Source organism: Rhodoferax sp. (genome assembly GCF_034519335.1).
GTDB lineage: Bacteria > Pseudomonadota > Gammaproteobacteria > Burkholderiales > Burkholderiaceae_C > Allorhodoferax.
Window position 1 is genome coordinate 65,449 of record NZ_JAXHOL010000026.1, and the last position, 21,170, is coordinate 86,618.

The window sequence follows — 21,170 nt, forward strand, 5'->3', positions numbered from 1 at the left end:
CGTTTGTCTTGCCACGCCGCACTATGCACACTCGGGCTCCAAATACAAGGTACGAGGAGACATTCACTTGCTGGCACCCGACATCCACGCAGCCCTGGCGCGCGAGCTTCATGAGGCAGAGAAGACCCGCGTTCAGCTTGAGCATTTCTCCAAGCGTTATCCCACCATGGAGATGGCAGACAGCTATGCCATCCAGCGCGCCTGGGTGCAAATCAAACTGGACGAAGGTCACAAAATTTTGGGGCACAAGATTGGTCTGACTTCGCGTGCGATGCAGATTTCGTCCCAAATTACAGAGCCGGACTACGGTGCGATGACAGACGACATGTTGTTCCCGGAGGGGGGAGACATCCGATGCAGCGCTTCATCCTGCCAAGGGTCGAGGTTGAGCTCGCCTTCATTCTTGGCAAGCCCCTGCGGGGCCCGAATGTGAGCATTTTTGATGTGCTGGCCGCCACCGACTATGTGGTCCCGGCGCTGGAAATCATTGACGCCCGCATAGAGCAGTTCGATCGGGTGACCAAGGCCCCGCGCAAGGTGCTGGACACCATTGCAGACAACGCGGCAAATGCCGGCATTGTGATGGGGGGGCGCCCCGTCAAACCCGATGCCGTGGATTTGCGCTGGTGCGGAGCCTTGCTCTACAAGAACGGCGTGATCGAAGAGTCGGGGCTCGCCGCAGCCGTGCTGAACCACCCTGCCCATGGTGTGGCCTGGCTGGCCAACAAGCTGGCCTCGTACAACGAGGGCTTGGCCGCCGGCGAGGTGGTGCTGGGAGGCTCGTTCACACGCCCCGTAGCCGGCGCTGCGGGTGACACTTTTCATGCGGACTATGGCCCGCTGGGGGCCATTGCTTTCCGTTTCATGTGACGGGTGGAGCCATGCAAACACCGATCAATCCATTCAAACAAGCGCTGGTCCGGGGGAACACGCAAATCGGCCTGTGGCAGGCGCTGGCCGACCCCTATGCCGCCGAGATTTGCGCCGGCAGCGGCTTTGACTGGCTGCTCCTGGATGGCGAACATGCACCCAACGACTTGCGCAGCTTGCTGGGCGCCCTCCAAAGTGTGGCGCCTTACCCTACACACCCGGTAGTGCGTGTTCCGCATGGAGACGCAGCCTTGATCAAACAGGTGCTCGATATCGGTGCCACAACGCTGCTGGTACCAATGGTCGAGTCGGCAGCGCAAGCCAGCGCGCTGGCCCGTGCCATGCGTTATCCGCCCCAAGGCATCCGGGGCGTGGGGAGTGCCATTGCGCGCTCGGCGCGTTGGTCCCGCTATCCGAACTATTTGCACGAGGCGAATGACCAGGTGTGTCTTTTGGTGCAAGTGGAGTCACAGGCCGCCTTGCAACAGATGGATTCCATTGCCGCGGTGGAAGGGGTAGATGGTGTGTTCATTGGGCCGGCGGACCTGTCCGCCTCCATGGGCTACCTCGGGCAGCCCACACACCCGGAAGTTCAGGCCGCGATAGCGGACGCCATCGAACGCATACGTCGCGCCGGAAAGGTCGCAGGCATTTTGTGCGCGGACGAGCGCCTGGCACGGCACTACCTCTCGTTGGGCGTAGGCTTTATCGCCGTGGGGGTGGACACCACCCTGCTGGTGCGCGCCACCACGGCTCTGGCCGCGCAGTACAAGGGCACTGTCACAGCGGCGCAGAGCACAGGAGATTACTGACGTGACCCTGGAATCTCTCCGCCAAGCCTTCAGCGGCAAACTGCTGAGTGGGGCCGATGCAGCCCCGTTTCTGACCGACTACCGTGGCAAATGGACCGGCCAAGCGCTGGCCGTGGTGCAACCCGACAGTGCCGACGACGTGGCCAAAGTCATCGCCTGGTGCCATTCCCATGGGACGCCCGTGGTGCCTCAGGGCGGCAACACAGGCCTATCGGGCGGCTCGGTGCCCGAGGCCACCCCGGGCAAGTTGCCGGTGGTGTTGTCCCTGCTGCGCCTGAACCGGGTGCGCGCTTTGGACCCCGTGAACAACACCTTGACGGTGGAAGCCGGTGTCACGCTCTTGCAAGTGCAGGAGGCCGCCAAAGCCGCAAACCGCCTGTTCCCACTGAGCCTGGCCGCCGAAGGCACTTGCACCATTGGCGGTAACTTGGCCAGCAATGCAGGGGGCGTGCAGGTGCTGCGCTACGGCAATGCGCGTGAGCTGTGCCTGGGCCTGGAAGTGGTGACTGCAGAAGGCCAGTTGTGGGATGGCTTGCGCACCCTGCGCAAAGACAACACCGGCTATGACTTGCGGGACCTGTACATCGGCTCCGAAGGGACGCTGGGCGTCATCACCGCGGCAGTGCTGAAACTGTTTCCTTTGCCTGCGGCACAGGTGGTTGCGTTGGTTGCCGTGCCGACACCGCAACAGGCGCTGGAACTGCTGTCCCTCGCGCAGGAGCGGCTGGGTGCGCAGTTGACCGCGTTTGAGCTGCTGAGCGACACCTGTGTGGATCTGGTACTGCGGCACATACCCGGCACGCGCCGGCCCTTGGGCGAAGCGTCAGCCTGGTATGTGCTGATGGAGCTTTCCGCCACCAGCGACGAGGCACAGGCAGCCCAAGCCATGGAAAGCCTGCTGGAAACCGCCATGGAAAACGGCTGGGTGACTGACGCCGCACTGGCCAGCACGCTGGCCCAGGCAGAGGCGTTGTGGGCCTTGCGGGAAAACATCTCAGAAGCCCAGGGCGCCGAGGGCAAGACCATCAAGCACGATATTTCGCTGCCGATCTCGCGCATCCCCGACTTCATTGCCAGCACCGATGCCTTGATTGCGGCCCATTTCCCCCAAGTCCGGCAGGTGACCTTCGGCCACTTGGGAGACGGCAACCTCCACTACAACGCCTCGCCGCTGCCGGGCAGCGGGCCCGACGACATGGCGGCGTTCCAGGCGCTGGAAGGCCCTCTCAACCAACTGGTGCACGACGCGGTGCACGCCCACCAGGGCTCGATATCAGCAGAGCACGGACTGGGTGTGCTGCGCCGCGACGAGTCGGCCCGGTACAAGACGCCGCTGGAACTGCAGCTGATGCAACGCATCAAGCGGGCGCTGGACCCGCAGGGATTAATGAATCCGCACAAGCTGCTGGATATGAGCCAAACCACCCTCTAGCGCAAACCCAATATGCGCGACTAGCTATGAATTCAGGAGCAACAGTGTCTCAAGAAACTCTATCCATCGCCGGCTTTGACGTATCGCCGCACCACTACATCGGCGGGCAACGGGTGGCATCCGGCGAGCTGTTTGAATTGCATTGCCCGATTGACCAAAGCCTGCTGGGCCGCATCAGCGAGGGCACACCAGCCCATGTGGATGCCGCCATCGTGGCTGCGCAAGCAGCCTACCCGGCCTGGAGTGCCCTGACCGCGGCAGAGCGCAAACCCTATCTGGATCGCTTTGCCGCAGAGATCGGCAAGCGCGCGGACGCCTTTTGCCAGCTCGAGTCGAATGACGCGGGCATTTTGCTGTCGCGCATGAAGCACGGCGTCATTCCGCGTGCCATGCTCAACATCACCTGGTTTGCCGAGCATGCGCTTACCCTGCAGGACCGCCCGCTGGAGACCGAGCAGGCCACGCACATCGTGCGCCACGACCCGGCCGGGGTGGTGGTCATCATCACGCCCTGGAACTCGCCGCTGATGCTGGCCACCTGGAAGCTCGGCCCCGCACTCGCCGCCGGCAACACCGTGATCATCAAACCGCCGGAGTGGGCGCCGCTCACCAGCAGCTTGCTGGCCGACTGCGCGCACGCGGCCGGCTTGCCCGCCGGGGTGCTGAACATTGTCCAGGGCAGCGGCGCGGGCACGGGCGCGCGCTTGGTCTCCGACCCGCGCCTCGCCCGCATTTCTTTCACGGGCTCGGTGCCTACCGCCAAGTGGATAGCGCAAGCCGCAGGTGCCAACCTGGTTCCCTGCAGCCTGGAGCTGGGGGGCAAGTCGCCCTTCATCGTGCTGAAGGACGCCGACATCGACAACGCCGCCGCCACGGGGGCACTGATGTACCGCAATGCAGGTCAGGTATGTCTGGCCGGCACCCGCTTTCTGGTGCACAGCAACATTCGCGACCGCTTTGTCGCCGCCATGCGCGCCTATGTGGAAAAGCTCAACATCGGCGATCCGAGGGACGAGGCCATCGAGATCGGGCCCATCATCCACCCGCGCCAGGTCGAGCGGGTCAAGGGCTTTGTGGCGCGCGCGCTGGCAGATGGTGCTGAACTCTTGTGGGGCGGTAAGCCGCACCCGTTCGGCGCCCAGTACTTCGAGCCGACCATGCTAACGAACCTGCGCCAGGACAGCGAAATTGTGCAAAACGAAGTGTTTGGCCCTGTGCTGACCTTGCAAACCTTTGACAGCGATGCCCAAGCCATCGCCATGGCCAATGGCACCGACTACGGCCTGGGCGGTGTGTGCTACGGCGAGACCACCCATGCCACCGCCATTGCCGAGCAGGTGCGCACCGGCTTTATCTGGGTGAACAGCTTTGGCATTCGCGATCTGGCGGCTCCGTTCGGCGGCATCAAGCGCTCAGGCATTGGCCGTGAAGGGGGCGACTGGAGCTTCGAATTCTTCTGCGATGTGAAGGACGTGGTGGTTCCCAAAAAACCGTTCCGCGCGAGCTTCAGCCACCGTTAATCCACTGACAAACAAAGGGAATCATTATGGGAAAAGTCGTAGGCGCAGCGTTGGTGTCGCATCACCCGGGGCTCATGCAATGCGAGGAGTTTCGCCGCCTCATGGGCAACGGTGAAGACTCTGACCTGATCGCCGGTTATGCGCGCTTGCGCAACAAAATCAACGCCGCCCGGCCGGATGTGGCCATCATCTTTGACAGCCACTGGTTCACCACGGGTTATCACCTGGTGGACGGCGCCGCGCGCTACGAGGGCCACTACATCTCCGACGAAATGCCGTGGTACCTGCATGGCGTGCCATACGCCTACCGCGGGCACCCGGAGCTGGCCATTGCCATTGAAGAAGCATCGCGCGCGCAGGGCGGCTACAACCGGGTCATCAACAACCCGCACTTGGGCAAGCAGTACGCCACGATCAACCTGGTCAAGCACTTGCGACTGGAACAAACGGATACGCCAGTGTTGACCGTCAGCTCCTGCCAGAACTGCGATTGGCCGCACTTTGTGCGTTCCGGCGAAGCGATTGCCCAGGCTATTCAGGCCAGCGGCCTGCGTGTGGTGCTGCTGGCCTCCGGCGCTTTGAGCCACAAGTTCAACGACATCACCTGGACGCCCAAGCACCCACGGATTTTTCACGAGAGCAATGTGTCGCGTCCGGAGAACATCGCCAGTGACAAGGCGGCCATCGCGCTGATGGAGCAAGGCCGCCACGACACGGTGCTAGAGCGCTGGGACGACGACTACCGCAAAAAACCATGGGAGGCCTTTGGTGCCCATTACCTGCAAATGCTGGGCGCCATGGGCGGCAAAGACTGCCGCGCCCGCGGCGAGGCATTGTCGGCCTACGAAAACGCACGGGGTACCGGAAACATCCACATGTGGTTCGCCACCGAGTCCGAGCTGGAGGTCGCATGAACTTTGAATTCCCGATCCAAGAATTGCCTGCGGTGATGCGCGGACCGCGTGTGGAGCGGCGGCGTGTACTGGTGGGTGGCAGCGCCTGCTGGGGCACCATCGAGGAATCCGGCAGTACCCAAGGCCAACTCCGGCTGGACGACGGGCGCTTGGTGCATCCGGACACGGTGCAGCACCTGCCCCCGGTGTCGCCCAGCAAGATCATTGCGGTGCATATCTCGTACAGCTCCCGCAGCTTTGAGACCCGCAACCAGCCCAAGCCCACCGAAACCCCGACCTACTTCACCAAACCGCCGACCTCCCTCAACGGCCACCAGTGTGAAATCCACAAACCGGCGGACAGCCTTTACCTCAACTACGAGGGGGAGTACGCTGTCGTCATCAGCAAGACCTGCCGCAATGTGCTGCCCGATGAGGCCTGGGACTACATCGAAGGCTTCTGCCCGGCACTGGATATGGGCCTGCAAAACTACCGTGACACTGATCAGGGCAGCATGCTGCGCGTCAAGGGTGCAGACACCTTGCTACCCATCGGGCCCGGCATCGTGCGCGGCGTCAATTTGTTCGAGCAGACCCTGCGCACCTACCGCAATGGGCTGGTAGTGCAAGAGGCCCATATCGGCGACGAAACAATTTGGGGGCCGCACTATGTGATTGCCGACATCGCGCGGCACATCACCTTGGTCCCCGGTGACGTCATCCTGATGGGCACCCCCTGCCATTCACGCTCGGTCGACCCCGGTGACCTGGTGGAGTGCGAGATCACCGGTCTGGGCCGCCTGGCCGGCACGGTGGTGGCCATTCCGGCGCCTCGCGCATCTGCACTGAGCGTCGGACATCAACCAACCGACAGCCCCGAGGTCCGTCGCGTGGCCTTCGGCTTTGACGAACGGGTTCCGGAGCACTTCAAGGCCAACTACCGCAACGCTGCCAAAGTCCCGAGCTAAACGAGTTTTTTCACCACAACAAGGAGACATTTCATGACAACCAATCGCCGCCAAATTTTGCAATTGGCCCTCACCGGTCTGGCCGCAGGCCTACCCCTGATCGGTCGAGCCCAAAGCATTGAAACCCTCAAAATCATCTCGGGCTTTGCCGCCGGCGGCACTGTAGACACTCTTGCCCGCCGCGTCGCGACGAACCTCGCAGGAAACTACGCCAAGTCCGCCATCGTGGACACCCGGGCCGGTGCTGGAGGCCAGATCGCCATTTCCGCACTCAAGACCTCCGCACCCGACGGCAGCAGCTTGTTGGTCACGCCCATGTCCATGCTGGGCATCTACCCGCACACCTACAAAAAACTACCCTATGACCCACTGACTGACCTCACCCCCGTGTCCTTGGGCGTGGTGTTCGACATGGGTTTCGGCGTCGGCCCCATGGTGCCTGCCAGCGTCAAAACCGTGCCTGAATTTCTCGAATGGTGCAAAGCCAACCCTACCAATGCCAACTTCGGTTCACCCGCCCCAGGATCGGTACCTCACTTCGTCGGCGAGCTGATCGGGCGGGCCGGCAAGGTCGATATGCGCCATGTGGGTTTCCGCGGGTCACAGCCCGCCATCCTGGATTTGATGGGTGGGCAGATTGCCGCAGTGTCGGCACCTGTGGGCGAGTTTCTGCAGCATCTGAGCAGCGGCAAGGTCCGCTTGCTTGCAACCTCAGGCGCGACTCGCAACAAGTTTGTTCCAGGTACCAGCACGATGGTGGAACAAGGCATGAAAGACATGGTGTTTGGCGAATGGTTCGGCTTCTACTTGCCCGGCAAGGCCAGCGCGGACATCGTCGAAAAGGCGAACGCAGCGGTTCGGGTCGCGCTTGCTGACAAGGAGGTGGTGAGTGGCTTGGCTACCATGGGCTTGGAAGCCAAGTCTTCCAGCCCGGCAGAACTCGCAGCCATACTCAAAGCGGATACTGAAAAGTGGGGGCCCATCGTGAAGGCCATCGGATTCACCGCCGAGTCCTGATTCCATGCGCATTTGCATTTTTGGCGCGGGTGCCATTGGCGGCTGGCTCGGTGCACACCTTGCCGGCCAGGGGCAGCACGTCAGTGTGATTGCGCGAGGTCAGACACTGGAAGCGCTACAAGCCCATGGCTTGCGCTTGCAGCAGGCATCGGGCCTGTTTCAAGTGTCGGTGCAAGTGGCAGAACAGGCTGCAGAGCTGGGGGTACAAGACTTGGTCATCGTCGCTGTCAAAGCACCTGCTATGGAGGCCGTAGCCCGCGGAATTGCCCCTCTTCTGGGGCCAGACACGATGGTGCTCACGGCGATGAACGGCGTTCCGTGGTGGTTTCTGCAAGGCTTGGGGGACGACTTTGCAGGAACCACGCTGAAGTCGGTCGACGCAACGGGACGCATCGCAGCGGCCATTCCTGCGCGGCACGTCATCGGCGGGGTGGTGCACGCTAGTTGCTCTTTGCTGTCGCCAGGCTTTGTGCAGCATCACTTCGGCAACCGGTTGATTCTGGGGGAGCCCTCTGGCGGGAGCAGCCAGCGGGTGCAGGAACTCGCAGCCCTGCTCAATAGCGCGGGGTTGGGTGCGGAGGTGTCCCCCCATATCCAGCGGGACACCTGGTTCAAGCTCTGGGGCAATATGACGGTTAATCCGATCAGTGCTATTACTGGAGCAACGACCGATCAGATTCTGGGGGACGCACTGGTGCGGGATTTCGTCTCACGCGTCATGCTGGAGGCCAAGGAAATCGGGGCGAGGCTGGGTCTTCCCATCGACCAGCAGCCGGAAGACCGACACGCGATGACGCTCAAGCTGGGGGCATTCAAGACCTCCATGTTGCAAGACGTTGAAGCGGGCAAGCCCCTGGAGCTTGACGCGCTGGTGACCGCCGTCCGGGAGTTGGGCATGCTGACCCAAGTGCCGACACCGTTCACAGACGGGCTTTTGGGCCTGTCGAGACTTCATGCCAGGGTGCACGGCTTGTATTGACGAGCTTCATTGCGCGGGGATTACTGGCAGGACCATCTCACTTGCTAGGTCCCGGTGGATACCCAAGAACAACCCAGAAAAAAGCCCGCAGAAGCGGGCCATGGCAAGGTCAGCGTAGCCTCAGCCGCCGTGGATTTTCATCATCAGCGGCACGATCAGCAGGGCCACGATGTTGATGATCTTGATCAACGGATTCACCGCCGGGCCAGCGGTGTCCTTGTAGGGGTCACCCACGGTGTCACCGGTCACCGCGGCCTTGTGGGTTTCGGAGCCCTTGCCGCCGTGGTGGCCGTCTTCGATGTACTTCTTGGCATTGTCCCAAGCGCCACCACCGGTGCACATCGAGATCGCCACAAACAGGCCGGTCACGATGGTGCCCATCAGCAAACCGCCCAGGGCGGCGGGGCCGAGAACCAGGCCGACCACGATGGGCACCACCACGGGCAGCAGCGATGGGATCATCATTTCCTTGATGGCAGCTGTCGTCAGCATGTCCACCGCGGTGTCGTACTCGGGCTTGCCCGTGCCATCCATGATGCCTTTGATTTCCTTGAACTGGCGGCGCACTTCGACCACCACCGAGCCCGCGGCGCGGCCCACGGCCTCCATCGCCATGGCGCCGAACAGGTAGGGTATCAGCCCACCAATGAACAGGCCGATGATGACCATGGGGTTGCTCAGGTCGAAAGTGATGACCTTTCCATAAGCCTCCAGCTTGTGCGTGTAGTCGGCAAACAGCACCAAGGCCGCCAAACCGGCGGAACCGATGGCATAACCCTTGGTCACAGCTTTGGTCGTGTTGCCCACGGCGTCCAGCGGGTCAGTGATGTCGCGCACGCTGGCGGGCAGCTCGCTCATTTCGGCAATGCCGCCCGCGTTGTCTGTGATGGGGCCGTAGGCGTCCAAGGCCACCACAATGCCGGCCATGCTGAGCATGGACGTAGCGGCAATGGCGATGCCATACAGGCCGCCGAGGCTAAAAGCGCTGTAGATCGCCACGCAGACAAAAATCACCGGCCAAGCGGTGGAGCGCATGGAAACGCCCAGGCCCGCAATGATGTTGGTGCCATGGCCCGTGGTAGATGCCTGGGCAATGTGTTGCACTGGGTCGTACTGCGTGCCGGTGTAGTACTCGGTGATCCAGACCAGGGCGCCGGTTAGTACCAGACCCACCGCACAGGCCCCAAACAGGCTACTGGCTGACAGGATGTGACCGTCACTGAGCGTGATGGCGGCGGGGAACATTGCCTGTGTAACAAAGTAAAAAGCAATCAGAGACAACACACCGGCTATTGCCAAGCCCTTGTACAGCGCAGGCATCACGTTTTTCATGCCTGGCGATGCCTTCACGAAGAAACAGCCAATGATGGACGCCACAATCGACACCGCACCGAGTGCCAGAGGATACAAAACGGCTGTAGCGCCCGCTGTACTCGCGAGAAGTGCTCCTAAAACCATAGTGGCGATGAGCGTTACGGCGTAGGTTTCAAACAGGTCGGCCGCCATGCCGGCGCAGTCCCCCACGTTGTCGCCCACGTTGTCCGCAATGACTGCGGGGTTGCGTGGGTCATCCTCGGGGATGCCGGCCTCCACCTTGCCCACCAGGTCGGCGCCCACGTCAGCGCCCTTGGTGAAAATGCCGCCGCCCAGCCGGGCGAAGATGGAAATCAGTGAAGAGCCAAACGCAAAGCCGATCAGCGGGTTGAGCTTGGCCGCAGTGACCATGCCGTCCGGCACCAGGTACCAGTAAAAACCGGTCACGCCCAGCAGGCCCAGGCCCACCACCAGCATGCCGGTGATGGCGCCACCACGGAAGGCCACGTCCAGCGCCGGGCCAATGCCCTTGGTGGCGGCTTGGGCAGTGCGCACATTGGCGCGTACCGACACGTTCATGCCGATAAAACCGCAGGCACCGGAGAGCACGGCACCGACCACAAAGCCCACGGCGCTCAGTGGGTCCAGAAACAGTCCAATCAGAATCGTCAGCACCACGCCCACGATGGCGATGGTCTTGTACTGGCGAGAAAGGTAGGCTGCTGCGCCGGTCTGGATGGCGGCTGCAATCTCTTGCATGCGCGCATTGCCGGCGTCTTGGGAAAGGATCCAGCTGCGTGCCCACACACCGTACACCACGGCAATGAGTCCACAGCCAAGCGCCAGAAACAGCGCTGTGTTGCCCGTCATAGAAATACTCCTCTATGGTTGTTTCGCAAAGATGGGAGCAACGCTAGCGAGGCTCCCGCTGCGTTGCTTCCTCAGTGCTCCAACCCCACAAAGCAAGGGGAGATGATTGGCCAACGGGCCGAATGTAGCGTGCTTTGATGACAGGACGTGGAAAACGAAAGTGTGTAGTCAGTAAAATCCGGGTTAATCCCTAGGTTTTCCCCTAGGGTTCCCGTTTCCTATTTTCAACATCAAGAGAACATCCATGTCCCTCGACAAAGTCACCCCTGGCAGCAAAGTGCCCGATGCGTTCAACGTCATCATCGAAATCCCCATGAACGCCGATCCCGTGAAGTACGAAGTGGACAAGGATTCGGGCGCCATTTTTGTGGACCGCTTCATGAGCACGGCCATGCACTACCCCACCAACTACGGCTATGTGCCCAAGACTATCTCGGGTGATGGCGACCCCGTGGACGTGCTGGTGATCACCCCCGTGCCCCTGATTCCCGGTGTGGTCGTACCCTGCCGCGCCATCGGCATCCTGAAGATGACCGACGAAGCTGGCGAAGACGGCAAGGTGCTGGCCGTGCCCGTGGACAAGATTTTGTCGCTGTACAGTCAGTGGAAGAAGCCCGAAGACCTGAACCCCTTCCGCCTCAAGACCATTGCCCACTTCTTTGAGCACTACAAAGATCTGGAAGAAGGCAAGTGGGTCAAGGTGCAAGGCTGGGAAGGCCCCGAGGCTGCCAAAAAAGAAATCATGGATGGCATCGCCAACTACAACAAGCAGCAGGCTTAACACAGCTTGTGGAGCGGTTTAGGAGGTAAATCGGCTTCTAGACCTTATGGAGGCTGCGCAAGCAGCTATCAAAAAAAGAGCGCTTACCCGGTAACGGGCGGCGCTCTTGGTGTTTCTGACCCTCTGATATCGGGCGCCTCACGACGCTCAGGGCCGTGTGGGGTCGGGAAAGACCCACTGCTGCAAGCGGCCTTCGCGTTCAAACGGTTTCCAGGCCCCATGCGTCTGGGCCAGTCGGTCCGCGACGACCCACCAGGCGCTGGGATTCAGTCCCAGGCCAATGTGGCTGGCAAACACCTCCACGTTTTCAGTGTGCGGGTTGTTTTTGCAGGGCGCTTGCAGGCTGGCGGGCCAGGCCACCACGCCGTCGGTGCGCGAGTAGATGGAGGTGGTGGGCACGGGCGGCGCTGTGGGCAGGTCGAAGTTCTCCACCTCCTGCGCAATACTGCGCCCGCTGGTGAGTTCGTACAGGCGCCAGGCATTGGTGCTTTTGTGAGAGCCTGAAAACGGCGTGCCCAGAGTGATGACGCTGCGTACATGCTGGGGCAGTTCCTTGGCCAGTTCGCGTGCGTATACGCCGCCAAGGCTCCAGCCCACCAAGCTCACGGCCTCACCGCTGGCCTCTGCGGTTTCTTGCACCTGGCGTTTGGCAGTTTCCAGCACACCTGCACGGGGTCCAAAGTTGTAGCCCTGGTTCCAGCCCGAGATGTCGTAACCCAGGTTATTGAGATAAGCCCGCAGGGGCAGGGTAGATCCGTCGCTGGCCGAGAGGCCGGGGAACACGATGACCGGGTGCCCGTCGCCCACCGGCGCCTTGGCCAGCGCGGGCCAACTCGGCAGTACCGACCACAGCTCCCAAGGGGCGCGCAACTCTAGTGCCATGAGCCAGGCATTTGGGGCTGGGTGGTGTTCCGGGGGGGCTTTCTTGGAGGCTTTGGCCATAGTCAGATCGGGTCTCAGGCGGTGCGGGCCGCCCGCTTGCGGGAAGGATGGGTTGTGACGGTAGCAGTTTTCGGGGCTTGGGCCCGGATGGCTTTAGTTGGGGCACTCTGTTTTTTTGTCGCGCTGGCGACTGGTGTGGCGACCGGCACGGTGCCCAGCAGCGCACGACCTTCCTCAAACGCGGCCACCAGCGCATTGGTCAAATCCTGCACCTGGGGTACGGCCTTGGCGTCGGCAATCACGCCAAAGTCCACGCTGCCGGCGTAGGTCTGCACCGTGATGTTGAGTGCAATGCCGTGGACCACGATGGACATGGGGTGGAAGGTACGCATGCGAGCACCAGCCAGGTAGAGCGGCACGCGCGGGCCCGGCACATTGCTGATCACCAGGTTGGCCAGCATAGGCAGGCGGTGCGAGAGGCCGGTGGCGCTGTAGGTCTTGAATGCGGCCTTGGCGAAGCCGCCCACAATCCAGGGCGCCAAGAGCGAGGGGTAGTCGGTGGGCAGCATGCTTTTGAGCTGGACCATGGCAGTCTTCACCTTGGTGGTGGAATTCATGATGGCCTGCAAGCGCTTGAGCGGCTGGGCCAGGTGTGTGCCCAACTCCACGACTGTCATCGAGGCTTGAGTGCTGTAGTCGGTATTGCCCTCTTCGCGCAGGCTGACCGGCATGGCGGCCAGCAGCGGCTTGCGCGGGATACTGCCGTGCTCGGACATATAGCTGCGCAGCGCGGTGGCGCAAATCCACAGCACGATGTCGTTGAACGAGCCGCCTGCGGCCTGTGCCATCGCGCGGCAGTCTTCAAACGGAATGCTGGCCGTGCCAAAACTGCGCGCCGTGCCCACTGCCACGTTGAAGTCGGTCATCGGTGCCAACGTGATGGGGGATGTGGGCCGCAAGCCGCTGCCTTGAACCTGCAGGCTTTGCCGCGCCACGGTGCTGCCCAAGGCCTGCGCAGCCTGGGGCAGGGCGCGGGCCAGCTTGGCGTACTGGGCCAGCGAGTTGGAAAACACCGCGCCCAGCATCTGGCCCACTTTCAGAGTTTGCGGCTTGCGCGTTGTCTCGTGGGGTGGTGGCACTGCACGGGGCGTGGGGCCCACATCCATCATGGCCTGGGTCAGGATGGTGCCGGCCTTGCCATCCAGCGTGGCATGGTGGATCTTGGAGTACATCGCACCGCACACGCTGCCGTCCGGGCACAGCACGCGGTCGAACACATGGAACTCCCACAGCGGGCGGCTGCGGTCAATCAGGCCACTATGCAATTCGGCTGCCGTTGCCTGGGCTTGCGCCAATGTCATTGCACGCCCCTTGACTTTGCGAATATGAAACCCCAGGTCCACGTCGTCAGCCTGCAGCCACACCGGGTGGCCCAGATCCAGCGGCATGAAACCCAGCTTGCGTGTCAGCACCGCAGCCAGATGCAGACGCTGGCCCATGTGGGCGCTCACGGTCTTGTGCAGGCTGAAACGCGGTAGCGCTGGCAGTTCGTAGAGGCAGAACGAGCCCACATGCATGGGCATCTCGGGTGTCTCCAGGTACAAAAAGGTAGCGTCCAAGCCGCTCAAGGTGTGCATGCAATATCTCCTGCGCACAGGGTAGCAGTGCCCACATTGGCTGCCAGCTAGGGTTTGCCAAGGGGGAAAAGCTGGCAGTCGGGACACAAATCAGCCATTGCAAATAGCGGGTTCACGCAGCGCAGATGCGCGTGTATGATGAATTGCAAAGCGTTGGAATCCCGCTTGCCGGGCCTGATCAGGAGCTCTTATGGACGTGCCACACAGTGCAGCAGTGCGGGGCCATGGCGATGCAGATGGCGCCTCGGCTCCGTCTGACTCCCGCCAGTTCCTGACCCTGCGTCTGGGGACCGAGGAATACGCCATTGACATCATGCAGGTGCAGGAGATTCGCTCTTACGAGCAGCCTATCAGCATGGTCAATTCTCCCAGTTTCGTCAAAGGCGTGATCAATCTGCGTGGCGTGATCGTGCCCATTGTGGATTTACGACTCAAGCTGCGGCTGCCTAGGGTCGAATACAACGACTTCACGGTGGTCATCGTTCTCAAATTGCTGGGCCATGTGGTGGGTGCTGTCGTGGATGGTGTGTCGGACGTGGTGAGCTTCAGTGCCCAGTCCGTCAAGCCAGCGCCCCAGTTCGAGTCCGCATTGGACGCCCGTTTCATTTTGGGGCTGGCCCATGTGGGCGAGCGCATGCTGATCGTGATGAACATGGAAGCATTGATGGGCAACGCCGAAATCGGCGTGGCAGTGACGGCTTGAAGCAACTGGAGCAAAAACAATGGCACTTGGGTTCTTGACCTCCCTGCGCGGGAAAATTGTGGCGACCGTGGGCTTGCTGGTAGCCGCGGGCTTGCTGGTTTTGTCTGCCACCAATGTGTATACGGCGCGCAGCCATGCATTGGAATCGTTGGACAGCCAGACCCGTGCCCTGTCGCGGTCACATGCGGCGGGGGTGGGCGATTGGGTTAGCGCGCGCAAACAGGTGGTGCGATCTTTTGCGGGTGCAGTACCTGAGGCCGATCCCATCAAATACCTGCAACAGGCCAAGATTGCTGGGGACGTGGACACCGCGTACATCGGCTTTGCTGACAAACGCACCGCGTTTTCCAGCCCGCAGGAGCTGCCGCCGGACTACGACCCCACTTCGCGCCCTTGGTACCAGCTAGCGGCCAAAGAGTCGGGGCCCGTGGTGACAGATCCCTACCTAGATGCAGGCACCAAGAAACTCGTGATTACCTTTGCCTCTGCGGTCAAAGACGGAGCGCAAGTCACGGCCGTCACGGCCTTGGACGTTTTCATGGACGGCGTGGTGCGCAATGTGGCGTCCATTCGGCCCACACCGGGCACTTATGGCCTCATCGTGGGCAAGGACGGCAAGATTGTGGTGCACGAGGACACGGCACTTGCCATGAAGCCCATCACCGATATTGCGCCCAGTTTGGGCGGCGGCGGATTGGATACCTTGGTAAGTGCCGCAGCTTTGCGAGATGTCACCATCAGCGGTGAAAGCCGCCTTGTGTATGCAGAACCGATTCCTGGCAGCAACTGGATTTTGTTGGTGGCCTTGAACCGTGCCGAGGCCATGCATGGTGTTACGGCGCTGGTCTGGTCAGCGGCCGCTTGGAGTGTGGCGATTGCCGTGATTGCCGTATTGGTCATCGGCGCTTTGTTGACCAAGCTCTTGGGTCGCTTGGTGGTCTTGCGCAACGCCATGCAAGACATCGGGTCGGGTGAGGGCGACCTGACCCAACGCATACCCACCGCCGGCAACGATGAGTTGGCGGCCATTGCCACCGGTTTTAACCAGTTTGTCGAGAAAACCCAGGGTGTGTTGCGCCAGGTCCGGTCCAGTGCCGACAGTGTGGCCAATGCAAGTTCGGAAATCGCCCAAGGCAACCACGACCTCAGCGCCCGCACCGAACAACAAGCCAGCGCCCTAGAAGAAACCGCCGCCAGCATGGAAGAACTGGGCTCGACCGTCAAACAAAATGCGGACTCTGCACGCGAAGCGAATCAGTTGGCCATGAACGCGTCCACCGTAGCGGTGCAAGGCGGAGAAGTGGTGGGCCAAGTCGTGGAAACCATGAAAGGCATCAACGAATCCAGCCGCAAGATCGCCGACATCATCAGCGTCATCGACGGCATCGCCTTCCAGACCAACATCCTGGCCCTGAACGCCGCCGTAGAAGCCGCCCGAGCCGGAGAACAGGGACGCGGCTTTGCCGTGGTCGCCAGCGAAGTTCGCAGCCTGGCCGGACGATCTGCCGAAGCCGCCAAAGAAATCAAAACCCTCATTGGCACCAGCGTAGAGCGGGTTGAACAAGGCACCGCCCTGGTGGACAAAGCTGGCACCACCATGACCGAAGTGGTCAGCAGCATCCGGCGGGTGACCGACATCATGGGGGAAATCTCAGCCGCCAGCAGCGAGCAAAGCAGTGGTGTGGCCCAAGTGGGAGAAGCCGTAACGCAGATGGACCAAGCCACACAGCAGAACGCGGCGCTGGTGGAAGAAATGGCGGCGGCGGCGAGCAGCCTGAAGAGCCAGGCCAATGATTTGGTGCAGGTGGTAGCAGTGTTCAAACTTGGCACGGAGCCTGTAGGCCAGCATGCAGTGGCCCATCTGCCTCAAGCCCAGGTGCGGTCTAGCGCCCCCAAGGTAACCGCATTCAAGGGGCCAGAGCGCCGCGGAGATACCAAACCGGCGGCCCCTGCCAAGCCCATTGCAAGCCACCCACTTAAGGCCAAAGCGCCTGCGGCCAAAGCCAAGGTGCAGCCCGCTGCTGCGGCCCATACCCCTACTACTGTCGTGCCCAAGACCAGTACCAAGGTTACCCCGGCGGGCGGGGACGATGATTGGGAAACTTTTTAAGACCTGCTAGGCCCGATGCTTGAACGGCGAGCGTTGGCTCAGGTCGTCCAGGTAGTTGCCGATGCCCTCGCCCTCGCGTTCCAGAAAGCGGGCTGCGGCGTCGGCAAATGCCGGGTGGGCCAGCCAATGCGTGCTGGTCGTTTTGACGGGCAACAGGGCGCGAGCCATTTTGTGTTCGCCCTGGGCGCCACCTTCAAAGCGCTGGTAGCCGTTGGCAATGCACCACTGCAGCGGCTGGTAGTAGCAGGCCTCAAAGTGCAGGCAGTCCACCGGCTCCACAGCACCCCAGTAGCGGCCATAGGCCACGCGGGTGATTTCAGTATCATTTATGCCTCTAGCCCCCGTGGAATATGCGCTAACAGCTATCAAACTGCTAGCAATCGGTTGACCGTTGCGCTCCGCAATGAACAGCAACCAGTTCTCCGGCATGGTGCGGGCCATGCGGGCGAAGAAGTCGCGGTTCAGGTAGGGCGGGTTGCCGTGTTCCAGGTAGGTGCGTTCGTAGCAGCGGTAGAAGAAATTCCAGTCGGCCTCTGAAATCCCGGTGCCCTGGGCGTGGCGGAAGGTCACGCCGGCCTCGGCCACCTTGCGCCGCTCCTGGCGGATCTTCTTGCGTTTGTCTTGCGCCAGGCTGGCGAGGAAGACGTCGAAGTCGGCGTAGCCGGCGCTGGTGTTTTTCCAGTGGAATTGCACCGTATGGCGCAGCATGAGGTCTTGGGCTTCGCTCGCCTGCACATCGTCATCACTGGCAAACAGCGTGTGCAGCGACGAAGCGCCCACGTCTTCGCACCAACCCACCACTGCCTGCAGCAGCGCCGCGCGTGCCTCCGCATTGCGGGCCAGCAAGCGCGCACCCGGCACCGGCGTGAACGGCACCGCGATCACAGCCTTGGGGTAGTAGGTTACGCCGTGCTGCTGGTAGGCGCTGGCCCAGGCCCAGTCAAACACGTATTCGCCGTAGGAGTGGCTTTTCAAATACACCATGCAGGCGGCTTGCAACGCATCACCCCTGTGCAGGGTGATGCAGTGCGCCGCCCAGCCGGTGTTGGGGCTGGCGCTGCCGCTGTCCTCCATGGCTGCCAGGTAGGCGTGGCGCATGAAGGGGCTGGGCTGGGCCTGCGCGGCCAGCAGGGCGTCCCAGGCGGCGGCGTCCACGCCATGCACAGAGGCGTGAACCCGAATGACATAATTGGCTTCACCCATGGAGCGCCTTCTTTTCAAGGGTTAGCGCGATGGCTGCGCCCGCGGCGCGGCTGTGAACAACGACTGGCTGGTTCATGACTCTTTCACTGTGCGTGGCACAACTCAATTTCATCGTCGGCGATCTGGATGGCAACGTCAAAAAGATCGTCGATGCGGCGAAGCAAGCGTACGCGGACGGCGCGCGCCTGTTGCTGACCCCCGAACTCTCCATCTGCGGCTATGCGGCCGAAGACTTGTTTTTACGGCCCGCTTTCATCCATGCCTGCGATGATGCCGTGAAAGCCGTCGCCCAGCAGCTCGCCGGGTTAAAAGGCCTGAGCGTCGTAGTCGGCCATCCCATGGGGGGCGACAGCCGCACGCGCTCCGTGGCAGTGCAGCAGCGCCACAACGCTGCCAGCGTGCTGCGCGAAGGCCAGGTGGTGGCTACCTATGCCAAGCGCGAACTGCCCAACTACCAGGTGTTCGACGAGCGCCGCTATTTCACGCCCGGCAACGGCGTGTGCGTGTTCACGGCAGGTGAGGGCGCGGATGCGGTCAAGGTCGGCCTGTTGATTTGCGAAGACGCTTGGTTCGAGGAGCCCGCACGCCTGGCAAAAGAAGCCGGCGCCGAGCTGCTGGCCGTCATCAACGCCTCGCCCTTCCATGTGGGCAAGGGCTACGAGCGCGAGGCCATGATGGCCCAGCGCTGCCAGGCCACGGGCCTGCCGCTGGTCTACGCACACCTGGTGGGCGGGCAGGATGAGGTGGTGTTTGAGGGCCACTCGTTCGCACTGAACGCCGATGGCTCTGTGGCTGGTCGCGCCCCCAGTTTTAAGGAGAATCTGTTTGTAGCCCTTGTGGAGCTTGCGCAAGCAGCTATCAAAATAGAAGCGAGAGTGGAGCCCGAGCGCAGCCCCGAGGCGGACCTGTGGGACGCGCTGGTGCTTGGCGTGCGTGATTACATCGGCAAAAACGGCTTCCCCGGTGCGTTGCTGGGCCTGTCCGGAGGCATTGACTCCGCGCTGGTATTGGCGGTGGCGGTGGACGCGATTGGCAAGGACAGGGTACGCGCAGTGATGATGCCCTCGCCCTACACGGCCGACATCAGCTGGATCGACGCACGCGACATGGCGGCCCGACTGGGCGTGCGTTACGACGAGATTTCCATCGTCCCCGAGTTCGAGGCCTTCAAGGCATCGCTCGCGCCACACTTTGTGGGCCGCGCCGAGGATACGACGGAAGAAAACATCCAGGCCCGCATCCGCGGCACGTTGCTGATGGCCTTGTCCAACAAGTTCGGCAGCATCGTGCTGACCACGGGCAACAAGAGCGAAATGGCTACAGGCTACTGCACGCTGTATGGCGATATGGCCGGTGGCTTTGCCGTCATCAAGGACCTGGCCAAGACCACCGTGTTCAAGCTCTGCCGCTGGCGCAATGCGCACGATCCGTATGGCACGGGCAGTGCGCCCATCCCGGAGCGCATCATCACGCGCCCACCCAGCGCCGAGCTGCGCCCCGACCAGAAGGACCAAGACAGCCTGCCGCCCTACGAGGTGCTGGACGCGATTCTGGAACGCTATATGGAGAACGATGAAAGCATCGAATCCATCATCGCCGCCGGTTTTGCCCCAGCCGATGTGGTAAAGGTGACCCGCCTCATCAAGATCAACGAGTACAAACGCCGCCAGGCACCCGTGGGCATTCGCGTCACCCACCGCAGCTTTGGCAAGGATTGGCGTTATCCTATTACCAGCAAGTTCCGGGCTTAACAGCCGATTCCCTTACCGCAAGAGACAAGACCATGAAACAAATCACCGCCGTCGTTAAACCGTTCAAACTCGAAGAAGTGCGTGAAGCCCTGGCCGAGTGCGGCGTGACCGGCCTGACCGTGACCGAGGTGAAGGGCTTTGGCCGCCAGAAGGGCCACACCGAGCTCTATCGCGGAGCCGAGTACGTGGTGGACTTTCTTCCCAAGGTGAAGGTGGAAGTGGTCGTGAAGACCGGAGACGTGGACCGTTGCGTGGACGCGATTGTCAAAGCTGCGCACACCGGCAAGATTGGTGACGGCAAGATTTTTGTCACCAGCGTGGAACGCGTGATCCGCATCCGCACGGGTGAGCAGGACGAGTCTGCAGTCTAAAAAAAGCCCCCACGCTCCACCGCTGCGCGGGTCGCTGCCCCCGAGGGGGCGTGTTCAGCTTGGGGCGACCCGGCGCTGAACGCCCCGCTTACAGAAAACGCTGGCACAGCGCGGCCAGCCAGATGCCTGCACACACCAGCAGGCTCAGCAGCACCGCTGCACTCCCCATGTCCTTGGCGCGCTTGGACAGGTCATGCCATTCCGGCCCCACACGGTCGATGGCGGTCTCGATCGCGGTATTCAGCAATTCAACCACCATCAACAGCAGCACGCTGCCGGCCAGTAGCGCAACCTCCACCCAGCTTTGTCCCAGCCAGAAGCTCAGCGGTACGAGCACAAAAGCGGCAATGCATTCCTGTCGAAAGGCAGTCTCCCCCCAGCCGGCCCGTAACCCGGCCAGTGAGTATCCGAAGGCATGCCATACCCGGTTGAGACCGGTGCGTTCTTTTTGCAGGTTTGCGGGCGCGCCCGCGTGTTGGCCAGATGGGGGCATGGAATACGGCCGCTTAGCGACTCAGGGGTAACGAGGTAATCAGGCGGGTACCGGCCCACGCGTCGTGCCAGAACTGGCGCTCAGGGTGAAAGCGGCTTAACAGAGCCCAAACGACAATCCAGCCCAGCACCAGGACCATGATTTCCGGCACACTGAGTTGAAACGGGGCAACCGCTGCCAGAGGTGGCAAAAACCAGACCCAGCTCAGCACATAACGGCCAAGTGCGCGCAACTGTGAAACGGCCCGCCCTTGGCGGTCAACCAAGCGGATGTTCCAGGTTTTCATGGCCAAGGTTTGGCCGTGTGCCCAGAACCACACAAAGTAAATGCCAAAGATGATGAAGACGAAGGCCTGCAAGGCGTTTCGATTGTCCAGTGCGTGACGGCTTTGGCTCAATGTACTGAACAGGTACCCGGCCAGGAACACCACCCCAAACAGCAAAATGCCTTCATAAAGCCAGCAGGCCATGCGCCTGCGCAGGCTGGGCGCGTTTTGAGGCAGGGAAGGGGCGACGACTTGCGGAGATTCGGTGGACGACATGTCCCCGATTGTAGAGAGGGGCG

Annotated in this window: 18 protein-coding genes and 1 pseudogene; 13 read left to right on the forward strand and 6 right to left on the reverse strand. The window is 61.8% G+C overall.

All coding sequences use genetic code 11. The features are described 5' to 3' along the window. Positions 1–67 precede the first annotated feature (67 nt). The 8 genes and pseudogenes from hpaH (at position 68) to U5O12_RS11625 (ending at position 8,491) form a co-directional block, all read left to right on the forward strand. Positions 68–870: pseudogene (gene hpaH / locus U5O12_RS11590) on the forward strand (2-oxo-hept-4-ene-1,7-dioate hydratase). Between the two features lie 11 nt (positions 871–881). Continuing rightward, on the forward strand, positions 882–1,682 hold the full coding sequence (hpaI, locus tag U5O12_RS11595; protein WP_322578787.1) for a 4-hydroxy-2-oxoheptanedioate aldolase: 801 nt from the start codon (positions 882–884) through the stop codon (positions 1,680–1,682). Continuing rightward, a complete protein-coding gene (locus U5O12_RS11600) occupies positions 1,675–3,114 on the forward strand; it encodes an FAD-binding oxidoreductase (protein WP_416221484.1) in 1,440 nt (479 codons plus the stop codon). The genes hpaI and U5O12_RS11600 overlap by 8 nt, the downstream gene beginning before the upstream one ends. 44 nt (positions 3,115–3,158) lie before the next feature. Then, the gene (locus U5O12_RS11605; protein WP_322578789.1) at positions 3,159–4,634 is read left to right on the forward strand and encodes an aldehyde dehydrogenase family protein; all 1,476 of its coding nucleotides are present in this window, start codon (positions 3,159–3,161) and stop codon (positions 4,632–4,634) included. Positions 4,635–4,660: 26 nt separating this feature from the next. Beyond that, the gene (locus U5O12_RS11610; protein ID WP_322578790.1) at positions 4,661–5,548 is read left to right on the forward strand and encodes an extradiol ring-cleavage dioxygenase; all 888 of its coding nucleotides are present in this window, start codon (positions 4,661–4,663) and stop codon (positions 5,546–5,548) included. Beyond that, positions 5,545–6,495 (forward strand): fumarylacetoacetate hydrolase family protein, encoded by a 951-nt coding sequence (locus tag U5O12_RS11615; protein WP_322578791.1) that lies wholly within the window; start codon positions 5,545–5,547, stop codon positions 6,493–6,495. The genes U5O12_RS11610 and U5O12_RS11615 overlap by 4 nt, the downstream gene beginning before the upstream one ends. A gap of 33 nt (positions 6,496–6,528) precedes the next feature. Continuing rightward, positions 6,529–7,512 carry a Bug family tripartite tricarboxylate transporter substrate binding protein gene (locus U5O12_RS11620; protein WP_322578792.1) on the forward strand — a complete coding sequence of 328 codons (984 nt, stop codon included), beginning with the start codon at positions 6,529–6,531 and terminating at the stop codon, positions 7,510–7,512. Positions 7,513–7,516: 4 nt separating this feature from the next. Beyond that, entirely contained in the window at positions 7,517–8,491 is a 975-nt protein-coding gene (locus U5O12_RS11625; protein WP_322578793.1) for a 2-dehydropantoate 2-reductase, read from the forward strand. Positions 8,492–8,611: 120 nt separating this feature from the next. On the opposite strand, the gene U5O12_RS11630 is transcribed toward U5O12_RS11625, so the two are convergent. Next, the gene (locus tag U5O12_RS11630) at positions 8,612–10,675 is read right to left on the reverse strand and encodes a sodium-translocating pyrophosphatase (protein WP_322578794.1); all 2,064 of its coding nucleotides are present in this window, start codon (positions 10,673–10,675) and stop codon (positions 8,612–8,614) included. 244 nt (positions 10,676–10,919) lie between these two features. Between U5O12_RS11630 and ppa the strand changes: the two genes are divergently transcribed. Further along, complete coding sequence (gene ppa, locus U5O12_RS11635) at positions 10,920–11,456, forward strand: inorganic diphosphatase (protein WP_322578795.1); 537 nt, start codon at positions 10,920–10,922, stop codon at positions 11,454–11,456. 147 nt (positions 11,457–11,603) lie between these two features. Here the strand turns inward: ppa and U5O12_RS11640 are convergent, their stop codons facing one another. Continuing rightward, positions 11,604–12,398 carry an alpha/beta fold hydrolase gene (locus U5O12_RS11640; protein ID WP_322578796.1) on the reverse strand — a complete coding sequence of 265 codons (795 nt, stop codon included), beginning with the start codon at positions 12,396–12,398 and terminating at the stop codon, positions 11,604–11,606. Between the two features lie 14 nt (positions 12,399–12,412). Beyond that, the gene (locus U5O12_RS11645; protein WP_322578797.1) at positions 12,413–13,975 is read right to left on the reverse strand and encodes a wax ester/triacylglycerol synthase family O-acyltransferase; all 1,563 of its coding nucleotides are present in this window, start codon (positions 13,973–13,975) and stop codon (positions 12,413–12,415) included. A gap of 190 nt (positions 13,976–14,165) precedes the next feature. Between U5O12_RS11645 and U5O12_RS11650 the strand changes: the two genes are divergently transcribed. Both U5O12_RS11650 and U5O12_RS11655 read left to right on the forward strand, forming a co-directional pair. Then, the gene (locus tag U5O12_RS11650) at positions 14,166–14,678 is read left to right on the forward strand and encodes a chemotaxis protein CheW (protein WP_322578798.1); all 513 of its coding nucleotides are present in this window, start codon (positions 14,166–14,168) and stop codon (positions 14,676–14,678) included. Positions 14,679–14,697: 19 nt separating this feature from the next. Beyond that, positions 14,698–16,788, forward strand: coding sequence for a methyl-accepting chemotaxis protein (locus tag U5O12_RS11655; protein WP_322578799.1), 2,091 nt, complete (start codon positions 14,698–14,700; stop codon positions 16,786–16,788). Between the two features lie 6 nt (positions 16,789–16,794). Here U5O12_RS11655 and U5O12_RS11660 read toward each other — a convergent pair whose 3' ends face one another. After that, positions 16,795–17,991 carry a GNAT family N-acetyltransferase gene (locus U5O12_RS11660; RefSeq protein ID WP_322578800.1) on the reverse strand — a complete coding sequence of 399 codons (1,197 nt, stop codon included), beginning with the start codon at positions 17,989–17,991 and terminating at the stop codon, positions 16,795–16,797. A 74-nt stretch (positions 17,992–18,065) separates the two neighbouring features. On the opposite strand from U5O12_RS11660, the gene U5O12_RS11665 reads away from it, so the two are divergent. Together U5O12_RS11665 and U5O12_RS11670 are read left to right on the forward strand one after the other, a co-directional pair. After that, a complete protein-coding gene (locus U5O12_RS11665; RefSeq protein ID WP_322578801.1) occupies positions 18,066–19,742 on the forward strand; it encodes an NAD+ synthase in 1,677 nt (558 codons plus the stop codon). Between the two features lie 32 nt (positions 19,743–19,774). Continuing rightward, positions 19,775–20,113, forward strand: a complete 339-nt coding sequence (locus U5O12_RS11670; protein ID WP_322578802.1) for a P-II family nitrogen regulator — start codon at positions 19,775–19,777, stop codon at positions 20,111–20,113. An 88-nt stretch (positions 20,114–20,201) separates the two neighbouring features. Here the strand turns inward: U5O12_RS11670 and U5O12_RS11675 are convergent, their stop codons facing one another. Continuing rightward, positions 20,202–20,606 (reverse strand): diacylglycerol kinase, encoded by a 405-nt coding sequence (locus tag U5O12_RS11675; RefSeq protein WP_322578803.1) that lies wholly within the window; start codon positions 20,604–20,606, stop codon positions 20,202–20,204. Positions 20,607–20,619: 13 nt separating this feature from the next. Further along, positions 20,620–21,147: an RDD family protein gene (locus U5O12_RS11680; RefSeq protein WP_322578804.1), complete on the reverse strand. Its 528-nt coding sequence runs from the start codon at positions 21,145–21,147 to the stop codon at positions 20,620–20,622. Positions 21,148–21,170 lie beyond the last annotated feature (23 nt).